Here is a 10,805-nt window from a genome sequence, read left to right as displayed (position 1 = left end):
AAAATCCCGCTCCACTCTCCTGCCTTTACGTTCCCACCCTTGAACCTAAGGGTCACCTCGGACCTTATTTTACAATCCTCAAAGTCCCTGTTCGAACGCCGCATACTCCGCCCCTCCAAATTGCTACACCGGCATTGGGTCACACCTCGCGCGTCTCGGGGCGGCGTCGGCAACGGCCACCCTTTGAAAGGCCAGTCCAACAGCAACAAGAATGGCGAGCCAGCGCATCCCAATACCTCTTCATTGTCGCAGTGATGCCACGGCGAGTGGGTAGGTTGAAGTATGTTACTGTTACACCTTCGAGTTTCATGGGCCGCCTCGGCCACTGAAGTTCTGAAGGCAGAGGAGCGGAGTAGGGCTGCTGGGCTCGACCAAACAAAACGCGGGTCGGGGCTTCTGAGCACAATTAGCGCTGGGCCACCCTATCTCCGTCATTCAATTTCGAGACTATCTGCCGCATGTGGCAGAGGTCACGGGGGCAGTTTCGAGATAGGCAGCTTGTTAGAAAGAGGCTCGTCGAATGTCCTCGCGGGGGTTTGGCGCCCTGTGCGGCCGACTTGCGTCGCTGCGATTGTTCAGGTCGTCTCGTCCCCTCGAGGGGTATGGCTAAACGCTTCGGCTCGGTAACAGTAACGTACTTCAACCCATCTACTTGCCATGGTCTATTCGCGAGCTGGTGGCGTGTCCGGGCAGCAAAGTGGTCATGAAGAGTAGTTGACCCGCGGCGCAGCCGGTGTGCTTCGAACGTCGCGGTGCGATCACGACAGGCGAAAACAAATACGCTGAATTTATGGGGCCATACAACAATTCGCGCATATGTAGCGCTAAGTGCGGAAATCGCTTTGATCTCCTTCAGGAGTTTACGTAGATTGGCGTCGCCAACCGAAGTAGGCGACCGTCTCGAAGTGTGCATCATCAGGCCAAGTGCGAAGGCTACTTATGGACCATAAGTTGAATTTCTATCTGACAACGGTGATCGCTTTAGCCCTCTTCGGGGGCGGCGCGCAGGCCTTCGATGAAAAGGATCTGTCCAAGCTCCGCGAAACCAACGCGTGTGTCGGCTGCGACCTGCGCAACGCCGACCTCAAGGGCGCCAAACTGGCCGGCGCGGACCTGCGAAAAGCCAATCTGCGCGACGCCGATCTTAAGGACGCGGATCTCAGTGGCGCCAATCTGGCGGGGGCCGATTTGCGGCGCACGGATCTTGAAAAGGCGTTACTGCCCCGCGCCGATCTTGCCGGCGTCAATGCGGCCGGCGCCGACTTTGAGAAAGCGGATCTGAGCGGTGCCGATCTCTCGGGCGCCGATCTGCGCAACAGCGATATGGAAGAGACGAACCTGACCGGTGCAACGCTGGCCGAAGCACGGCTGGGCGGCGCCGACTTCAAACGTGCGGACCTGACCCACGCCAATCTCACCGCCGTCGCCGCGGAGAAGTCGAACTTCGAACGCGCGATTCTGCGTAACGCACGCTTCGACGGCGCGATGCTCGTCTGGGCCGATCTCGACCGCGCCGACATGAACCAGGCTTCGCTGAAACAGGCCGATCTGACCAACGCGCGGATGAAGCGCGCCAACCTGTCCGGCGCTAACCTCGAAGGTGCGATCCTGAAGGACGCCGTTCTGCGCATCACGCGGCTCGACGACGCCAACCTTCAGGGTGTCAAAGGTCTGAAGCAGCATCAACTCGAACGGGCCTGCGGCACTGCCGCCACGGCGTTGCCAAAAGGGTTGACAATCCGCACCTGCAACTAGTGCATTCGCCGGCAATGTCGGAGCAAATTAGCTTGATCCAAATAGGGTACCGTAGTAGCGGGCTATCAAGTGTAGATCCTTCTGGGAATCAGTAGCCGCGGCGACCCCCACCACGTTTCCGGAAATGAGCAGGATCAGCGCTTCGATGACTCGGGTGCCACCGGACGAGGTTACTTCCTCGCCGCGGGCAAACCGAAGCGCTCTCCCTTCTTACTGGTCACCACGTGAGTGGTTTTTGTAACGACCTGAAGCATATCCAAATCCCCCGTCATAATCACACAGTTTAGGCCCTCTGCTTCTGCCTTCTTTGACAGCGTCCCCATCAAATCGTCCGCCTCATACCCGGCCATATCAATCGAGGGAATCGCCATCTTTTCCAAGATGTCACGAAGCAACGGGACCTGGGTTGAAAACTCCTCTGGGGGGGGTGGGCGGTGGGATTTATACTCTTTGTAAATCTGATGCCGATAGGTGGGTTCCTTCCGATAAAAACAAACAGACACATAATCGGGCTTAAATTCCTCAATACCACTCATGAGAAGGGCCGAAAATCCATAAACAGCATTAATGGGCTGCCCATCCGATAGAGTCAGCGTTAACGGATAGGAATAAAAGGCCCTATAAGCCAATGAAAACCCGTCCACCAATAAAATGGTTTTCGACATCAGCTACTCATCTACAAAGGTCAACGCATCCCCGTCAATTCGGCGATAAAAACAAGATAGTCGGGCCTTCCCGTCCGAATTTCGGGTATGACACGCCCCTTCACCCCGAAGCCGGCACAAATAGAGCAAGGCATTCTGCTCACAATTCACCCGAACCTCGTCCACAAGCAACACATCCCCAGATGACTCCCCCTTCACCCACAGCTCATCCCGAGAGGTGGACCAAAACGTCGCCTTCCCACTCTTCAATGTTTTCTCCAGTGCCATCTGATTGGCATAGCCCACAATCAAAACACGCCCACTCTTAGTATCCTGAGCGATTACTGGAATAACATCCTCACTGCAAGCCACAACAGTTCGTAATTTTTGAAAATCTAGGCGAATATCTTTTCCAGACTCGGCATCTATATTAGACATCTATTTTCCCTTTTTAAAGTCTGCTATCTCCTGTGGCAATGGGAACGAAACCCCCTTTTCCCGTCCCTCTTTTTTAAATACTTTGGAATTTGAGCTTTCCGAAGAAGCTGAACGGCCGACTTTTGTAGACCTGGACTGGAACCTAACAAAGGGAAACAACTATCAAGCTCGACAATCCCTTTTTCGCGCCTTTACAACTTTTTATTTTGGAAATGCCGAGCTTACTTTCGGTCGCCAGCGCATTGCCTGGGGTACCGGCTTTGCCTGGAATCCCACCGACCTGTTCAACCCCTTTAATCCTGCAACCATTGAATTGGAGGAGAAGCGCGGCGTCGATGCGGCGTATTTGGCCATCCCTTTTGGCTCACTTTCCCGTTTGGAAGCCGCATTTGCCCCTGGCAGAAAAGATCTAAAAGCAAGCGCCGCAGTTCGCTTAGGCAGCAATCTCGGCAGTTACGATTTCTCAATAATGGCGGGTGAGTTTCAAAAAGATAGAGTCATTGGTGGGGATTTTGCCGGTTACATCGGCGGCGGCGGCTTTCGTGGAGAATTTGCTTATACCTGGAAGGAAAGAGACTCCAATTTTTTTCGTGCCATATTAAACGCCGATTACAGCTTTCCGCATGACTTTTACGCTTTCATCGAGTTTTATTTCAACGGTCAGGGCACCACAAACAAAAAAGACTATCCTCTTTTTATTGACGACTTGCTATCGGGCCGGATATTTAATTTGGCAAAGCACTATTTTGCAGCTTCGGTAATCAAATCGGTAACGCCGCTTCTTGGATTAAATATCTACAGCATTTTTAATTTAAATGACAGAAGCTCTCTGGTTGGCCCGGCCATGACTTATTCTCTGGCAACCAATTTAGAAATCGCGGCGAGTGTTTATTTTTTAAATGGCGCAAATGACAGCGAATTTGGTTTCCAGCAAACGAGTTACTTTGCTTTTTTGCAGTATTATTTTTAAAAAGACGACATCTTTTGAAGTTCGTCCCAAATCAAGTCTTTGAGTTCCGAAAGTCCCATATCAGCCACGCTTGAAATCTTTAAAACCGGCATCCCGGCAGCTTTCACGAACTCACCAAAATCTTTATCGGGAGACAAATCAATTTTTGTTAACAAAGCAAACCGAGGCCTTTTCAGCAATTCGGGGTTGTACTTTTTCAATTCATCCAACAAGACTGAGAACTCTTGATTCAAATCTTCACTGGTGCAATCAACCAAAATCAACAGGAGTTTAGTTCTTTCAATATGACGCAGAAATTCAAGACCCAGGCCTTTTCCAAAATGAGCGCCCTCAATAATGCCGGGAATATCGGCAACGACGAAGGTTCCGGTATCCCGATATTTAACGATTCCAAGATTCGGTTTAAGCGTGGTAAACGGGTAGTCGGCAATTTTTGGCCTGGCCGCAGAGAGCTTTGAAATCAAAGTTGATTTACCCGCATTTGGCAAACCAACTAACCCGACATCGGCAATCAGCTTGAGTTCCAACTCCAGAATTTTTTCCTCCCCAAATTCCCCGGGTTCCCAGTCGCGCGGCGCCTGGGTGGTCGAGCTGACAAAACGTGCGTTTCCCCGGCCGCCGCGCCCACCTTTGGCAACTATTACACTTTGACCCTCCTCAACCAGATCTGCAATTATCTCTTCATTTTCCTTTATAATTGTCCCCAAGGGTACTTTAACGATCAGGTCTTTTCCGCCTTTACCGTGCTTGTCGCTTCCTTTGCCATGCGTTGCTCTTTCCGCTTTGAAATTGGGACGGTAGCGAAAATCAAGAAGCGTTGACAACTGCGAAGCTGCTTGAACCACAACATCTCCTCCCTTGCCGCCATCGCCGCCATCGGGGCCGCCCTTGGGAACATGTTTCTCGCGGCGAAAACTCACACACCCGCTGCCGCCATTGCCACCCTCAACGTGTATTTTTGCATGATCTATAAACATACTTCAAAAACAAATTGGAAAATAGAATATCGAAATTCGACAAAGAGAAAGCCGAATTAAAAGAAGTTTAACTATTTAGAAAAGGAAAGTCAAATTCATTCTGAAGACCAAAAGTGGGGGGCTCCGCGGGAACGGGTTTGATGAAGTATCCAAATCCGTATTTATTGCAACCCGGAATTAACCGAATGTCTGCTGTTTAAAAAAGGAGACTCTTTTTTTCTTAGAGTCAAGGTTGAGCTGTTTTAAGTGTTTTCTAATTTTAAAAAAACCGAATTTTAAATTACCATACCTCGGGGTATTCAAGGTTTTAATAATTTGCAAAGTACCTGAATCTGGTTTCTCTATGATAATTTGGCGTAATTTTTCTTCGATACTGCCAAGATTTCTTGCGGAAGATTCCAATCCGGAATCAACTTCCAGAACATCCGGCTCTGAATTGGAAACTGTTTGGGCTGCACTTTCATGACCCGGTTCAGATTTTTCAGGTGGTTGGAGAGTTGTACTTTTGGGCGCGAGCTGATCAAAATCGGAAATCGCTTCTTCGACCGTATCAAAGCCTTTTAAAATGTAATGAAACTCGAGCAGTTCAAAAACCTCAAACACATCAGGTATCATGCGCACTAATTTGAGGTCTCCGCTCTTTTCACGAATCCCCTTAATTTCGCTGATAAAAATTCCCCAACCGGCACTACTTATATAATCCACATCACCTAAATCAATGATAATGTTATAATTGTTTGACTTTAGAGTTGAGGACAGAGTATGTTCAAGCTCAGCAGAAGTGGTCGTGTCAATATATCCACCTACTTTGATAACTGAGATGTTCTGATACGGACCTGCTTTTTCGACAGACACCTGAATGCCTTCCATGGAGTGCTCCTAATAATTTAAACAGTTTAATTCAAAAAAGACAATTTGAAATATAATAGAATACCAGATAAAAGTCAACCGCCACCAATAAAAACAGCAAAAAAATTATTTGTCAATTATATCATGCGCAGAGTTTTCTTTATTTTATCTTTAATATCGGTTCGCTCAGGATTTAACTCAAGAACTCTCTTCCACTCGCCAAGAGCTTGTTTATACTCCCCGCGGTTTGCGTATATCACTCCCATATTTTCATAGGCCGTCTCGTCCTTGGGATCAAGTTGCCTGACCCTTTGATACGCACTCGAGGCCTCATCATACTTCCTGATCCGAAAGTATGCATTTCCCAGAATACTATGCGCCTCTTTGTAATCCGGATAAGTCTCAATTACTTTTTGAAATTCATCAATTGCTTTTTCATATTCTTTATTCTTATAGTATCGAATTCCATTAATCAGCTTAACTTCTTTATCTGAAATTTCGTTCTTCCTCGTTCGGTTTGCAAATTTTTTATCGCTTTTCTCCTGATCAGCCGGTTCTTTTTTAACTTCGATTGATTCTACGTTCTTTTTCTCTTCAGTCAGCATTTTGCCGGAGTTTGAATTCGGGGCCTCAGAGACATAAACAATTTCATCATCTAAAGCCTGAATCAAATCTGAAAAGGAAACATTCTCCTCGTCCACGGGAACAGATTTAGCTTGCTCGAACTCCGGCTCTAATTCATCACCGGTTTCCGACGCTGTCTCTTCCATAACGGTTTCCGTTTCATGAGTGAGTAACTCATCAATAGACGAAGCTGTCACTGAAACCTTTTCATCTTCAGTTTCCGGCTCCTGGAGCTCCCCGGCCGGCCCTTCTTCAAACTCAGAATCTTCTATTTTGGGAGCTTGTTCATCTTTCGAATCAAAACCTTGCTCCGACAGGATGGTGCCGCCCTCGAAAAGTTCCTCAAAAGAAAATTCGACTGTCGACGGAGTAGATTCAGGTTCTACTATTTCTGATTGGCCAACTTCCGTTTGTTCATCATAAAAATCAGAAAATGATTCTTGAGTTGAGGTGTCGAGGATTTCCTCAATTGAGGCGTGCGTTTCCTCACTTTGATTCGAGTCCAAAGGTGAATCAGCAGTTTGTTCAGCTTGCTCAACATCACCAGGGGGCTCCTCAATTTCATCCGAACCACCTTGAGAAAGATATTCGTCAATGGAAGGCACAAGCAAAGAATCAAACTCAAGATTCGAACTCGCGCTATCAGCAGGAGCCTGATCCCGATTTTCCTGTGGCGCTTCCTTGGGAATATCTCCTACCGGAGAGGTGCCGGGTCCATTTTCCGGCAATACCTGTGATTTATCTGAAGTCTCCTTCAGTTCATCGATGACTTGTAACGGGCGGGCGGATGGAGACTGCTCTTCATGCTTCTTGAGAATTATCCTGCCATCGAGCGTCATAAGCGGTGTGCCCGGAGGTTTCAATCTTCTCTTGCCTTTGGCCGCTTTGTTGACAAAGGCCTCTCTAAGCTGACGGGTGTTCAGCCTGTTTCTAACGAGCTCGTCGTAAATCCTTTTCTCAGTCATCTCGGTAAAATTATATTTTTCCGTGTTGAGCTCTTCTCTTATACGGCCTGCGCCAAATTCAGGATGATTCGCGATAATATCAAATATTTTGGTCTTCTCTTCAATACTTGCATGCTTGGCTTCTACAGATATAGTCTCATCTGTAATCTCGAATGCATCAGTGCCTTCTTCATCAAATACTTTCTTATACTTATTGTAATAAGCATACGTGGTCATGTTCACCGTTTCACAGGCTTCACGAATACTCATGCCATCGGATATTAACTGATATGCTTCCTTTGCCCGTCTCAGCTCAGCTTCTTCCAGGGTTGATTTTTCCTTAATCGCAACCAGGGTGATATCGTCGTACTGCGGATTGCCTTCGGTGAATGAATAGATACTGTCTTTCAATTTTTCAACAAACTCTGCCGCATCTAAATGACCATACTTATGTAAAGCCTTCTGTAGCCGCTCTTCACCAAACAGTTCTCGCTTTGAGTTCATGGCCTCGGTAATTCCATCTGTGTAGACAAGCAGGATGTCATCTTTGGCTAACTTGATGGTATCCGATTCAATATATTTCTTAAAGAAATCTTTTTCGGGCAGTTGCACACCAATTGGAAAACCCTTTGGATTGAGGTAGTAGGTTTGTTTGGTGCTGGCGCGGTATAAAATCATCGGGTTGTGGCCGGCGCTGGCATAATTAAGGCTGCGAGTTTTTGTGTCAATAATCAAATAAAAGACCGTTACGAACATACCTTTCTTGATATCATCAACAATAAACGAATTCACCCGGGAAAGGACTTCCGCAGCGTCTTTCAACCCCCGGGATTCAGTTCGGAGGGTCTGCCGGATCATGGCCATAACCAACGACCCGGGAACACCTTTACCGGAGACGTCAGCGACGGCAATTCCTAAAGTATCCTTATCGACCTCAACAAAGTCATAGTAATCGCCGCCGACCTCTTTTGCGGCTTCGTAATATGCGGACAACTCATAACCATCCAGGTCCGGGAAGTCCATCGGCAGCAATGTCTGTTGAATCTCCTGGGCCACCTGCATCTCTTTCTTAAGGCGCTCTTGATCAGCAAGGTTCTTTTGAGACTCACGAAATTTATGGGTAATATCGGTAAAGGCTTTGGCGATCTCGCCTAATTCGCCAGAAGCATCAATATCGATATCATCTTCAATTCCCTCACTGCCTAAGTTTGTAACCCACTCGGACAGCTTGCGGAACGGGTTCATGACAACATAAATCAGCAGAAAGACACCGGCGCCACTTAAGCCCAGAATAAAAAGCGCCAGCTTTAAGTCATTACGGCGTTTGGAACTTATGCGAGCCAGGGTGTTTTCTGAGGAAAAGTAAATGTGTGACGTTCCTTTAAATATCTCCGTGCCGTCGGTGTCTTTTATCAGCACGGTGTTTTCGAATTCATAGACACTTATTCCGTTTGGTAATTTATATTTGAAAACCTTATCCTCGATCTGTTCGGAATCCGGGCGGGAGAAAGGCTTATCATACTCGTTCAAATTTGAACTGTAAGCGATCCGCCCGATAGTATTATCAACAATAGATATTTGAAGAATTCGCTCTTTATACTCTTCCTCAATTGGGGGAACATCTGTTAACAGGAAAAAAGTCTTTGGCGGGATCGCACGAATACGGTTAATGAGATTAGTATTTGTTGAACGCGCATCATCAATAAATTGGGAAATTAAAGTATCGTCAGAATTGACAAAAAAATAAAGATAACCCAGCGTGATGAGCAAGGTGATAATTGCGATGGTCCGTAAAAAATACTTTACCTTTATGGAAGACGGAATGGAAACTGCGCTGAGTATTTTACCTTTTTCCGGTGTTTGGTAAAACTTGGTAATGCGGAGCTCATTTCCCTCTTCGGTCTTTCGGTAGTCGATCTTATCCATCAGCTTGCGCATGATGAAAATGCCCAGGCCGCCTTTTTTGCCGATATCAACGTACCGGTTGAGATCGGGATTTTTTACCCGTTTCGGATCAAAATAAATACCCTGATCAATTAAGGAAAGTGTCAGGCTGTTTTTCTTAACTAACGCGCGGATGGTGATCAGTCCTTGATCATCGCTCTCGCGATAGGCATGACGGATAATATTGGTTGCTGCTTCATCGACAGACAACTTGAAAGCATTGATGTGCTTATCTGAGAACCCGTGCTTTCTGCCAATTCTGACGACAAAGTCACGCAGGTCTCCAAGGTAGTCAATATGTGCAGGAACTTTTAATTGTTCTTTTTCGACGCCTTTAAACAATTTGCTTCCCGCTATTGTTCATTCATTTTTTGAAGTGTGCGATCGATAAGATCTAAGATGTTTTTATTGAAAGGCTGCTCCTGATTCGCCTGTTCCAGAATGCTTAGAGCCTCCTGATATTTACCGGAACGGTAAAATTCGACGCCACGTAAAAACTTCATTCTGACCCCGGGAGGCATTTGTTTAATGGTGGCCAGGGACCTGGCTTTTGCATCCGCAAAGTATTTCTTGGCTTTCTTATGATTTGGCCTGTTGTTAAGCGCCCGCTCAAGGGCATCCATTGCATTTTGCCATCGTTTGTTTGCATAAGCGCGCACGCCTTCATCATAATTTTGATCGAAATTAAGCTGACTCTGCAACCTGGCTATCTTGCCCTCAACCGTCTTACGCTCTGATTCAGAGACGCCGGTACGCAAAACCTTATTTAACTCCTGCAAAGCCTGCACATACCGGCCTCTTCGTGCCAACGCATCCGCCTTTTTAATGGCTTGTCGAACGTCCCCTTCGAGTTGAGTCCCGGCCATCTTAATATTATTCTCGAGCTGTATTTTAATCTCGCCGGTCCAGTTGGGCAACGCACCGTTGTCAAACCCGTTAATCTCAGCCAATGCTGCCTGCCACTCCCTGATTGCCCGCGCGAATAAACTCTGTTTAAAAAAGGCGGTACCTCTATTTCGCTGACTCAGAACAAATCTTCGCAGCCGGTCCTCTCGTTCCGATTTTGCGGCCTCAGATGCGATGCGTTTAAACTCGGCCTCGGTTTGGACATCGTATTTTGTATTTGCAGAATCTAACATGGCCTGAGCTTCCTGGACTGCAGAAAGAGCCGTTTCCACTCGTAAGTTGGCTTCGAGGTCGTCACTTATGGCACCCCGCAAGCGCTGGCCTACTGCCAGGAGTGAGTCTGCTGCATCCTTTGCACGGTCAAAATCTACTACTGACCCTAAATAGTCTTTGGCAAAATACTTACCGCGGCCCTTCTGCATGCGGGTGCTAAATTCCTGCTCTCCTTTAAACCAGGCTTCCCTGTCAGCACGAAATCGAAATTCCATTTCCGTCTCTTCCTGGGCTATTCTAATCAGCTCAGTCTTGGTCTTACCGATATCGAAAGTAATTGAGAATCGATGGTTTACAGAAAAATCAGCGGCATCGAACAGTTTTCCAAAATTATAATCAAGGTGAAAGTTGCCGTATGTGGCGCCTGCTCCAAAAGCGAACTGACCGTCATTAACGCCGAGACGCAGTTTCGCGACATCACTAAATGAGTATTCAGTTCCGAAATGCCAGGAAGATGACGCATGTTGGTCGTTATTCCAAT

General features: G+C 47.1%; 8 protein-coding genes. 2 read left to right on the top strand and 6 right to left on the bottom strand.

Annotation, left to right across the window (positions count from 1 at the left end):
• The first annotated feature begins 939 nt into the window (after positions 1-939).
• Entirely contained in the window at positions 940-1,755 is an 816-nt protein-coding gene (locus tag IH879_12410; GenBank protein MCH7675741.1) for a pentapeptide repeat-containing protein, read from the top strand.
• Positions 1,756-1,925: 170 nt separating this feature from the next.
• Here the strand turns inward: IH879_12410 and IH879_12405 are convergent, their stop codons facing one another.
• Both IH879_12405 and IH879_12400 read right to left on the bottom strand, forming a co-directional pair.
• Complete coding sequence (locus IH879_12405) at positions 1,926-2,420, bottom strand: hypothetical protein (GenBank protein MCH7675740.1); 495 nt, start codon at positions 2,418-2,420, stop codon at positions 1,926-1,928.
• A 3-nt stretch (positions 2,421-2,423) separates the two neighbouring features.
• Positions 2,424-2,837, bottom strand: a complete 414-nt coding sequence (locus tag IH879_12400) for a phosphoribosyl-AMP cyclohydrolase (GenBank protein ID MCH7675739.1) — start codon at positions 2,835-2,837, stop codon at positions 2,424-2,426.
• Positions 2,838-2,919: 82 nt separating this feature from the next.
• Between IH879_12400 and IH879_12395 the strand changes: the two genes are divergently transcribed.
• Entirely contained in the window at positions 2,920-3,807 is an 888-nt protein-coding gene (locus IH879_12395; GenBank protein ID MCH7675738.1) for a hypothetical protein, read from the top strand.
• On the opposite strand, the gene obgE is transcribed toward IH879_12395, so the two are convergent.
• The 4 genes from obgE to IH879_12375 form a co-directional block, all read right to left on the bottom strand.
• Entirely contained in the window at positions 3,804-4,784 is a 981-nt protein-coding gene (obgE, locus tag IH879_12390; protein ID MCH7675737.1) for a GTPase ObgE, read from the bottom strand. The genes IH879_12395 and obgE overlap by 4 nt on opposite strands.
• A gap of 177 nt (positions 4,785-4,961) precedes the next feature.
• The gene (locus tag IH879_12385; GenBank protein ID MCH7675736.1) at positions 4,962-5,654 is read right to left on the bottom strand and encodes an STAS domain-containing protein; all 693 of its coding nucleotides are present in this window, start codon (positions 5,652-5,654) and stop codon (positions 4,962-4,964) included.
• A gap of 116 nt (positions 5,655-5,770) precedes the next feature.
• A complete protein-coding gene (locus IH879_12380) occupies positions 5,771-9,487 on the bottom strand; it encodes a SpoIIE family protein phosphatase (GenBank protein ID MCH7675735.1) in 3,717 nt (1,238 codons plus the stop codon).
• A gap of 11 nt (positions 9,488-9,498) precedes the next feature.
• A partial coding sequence (locus tag IH879_12375; protein ID MCH7675734.1) for a hypothetical protein occupies positions 9,499-10,805 on the bottom strand: 1,307 nt, incomplete at its 5' end.

The organism is candidate division KSB1 bacterium, from assembly GCA_022562085.1.
GTDB lineage: Bacteria > Zhuqueibacterota > Zhuqueibacteria > Oceanimicrobiales > Oceanimicrobiaceae > Oceanimicrobium.
The sequence above is the reverse complement of the archived record's forward strand: the minus strand, read 5'-3'. Positions and strand labels throughout refer to the sequence as shown.

What these genes read in the sequence shown, in the direction of transcription:
- IH879_12410 (MCH7675741.1), top strand. Translation starts at nt 940, where the DNA reads ATGGACCATAAGTTGAATTTCTATCTGACAACGGTGATCGCTTTAGCC.
- IH879_12405 (MCH7675740.1), bottom strand. Translation starts at nt 2,420, where the DNA reads ATGTCGAAAACCATTTTATTGGTGGACGGGTTTTCATTGGCTTATAGG.
- IH879_12400 (MCH7675739.1), bottom strand. Translation starts at nt 2,837, where the DNA reads ATGTCTAATATAGATGCCGAGTCTGGAAAAGATATTCGCCTAGATTTT.
- obgE (MCH7675737.1), bottom strand. Translation starts at nt 4,784, where the DNA reads ATGTTTATAGATCATGCAAAAATACACGTTGAGGGTGGCAATGGCGGC.
- IH879_12385 (MCH7675736.1), bottom strand. Translation starts at nt 5,654, where the DNA reads ATGGAAGGCATTCAGGTGTCTGTCGAAAAAGCAGGTCCGTATCAGAAC.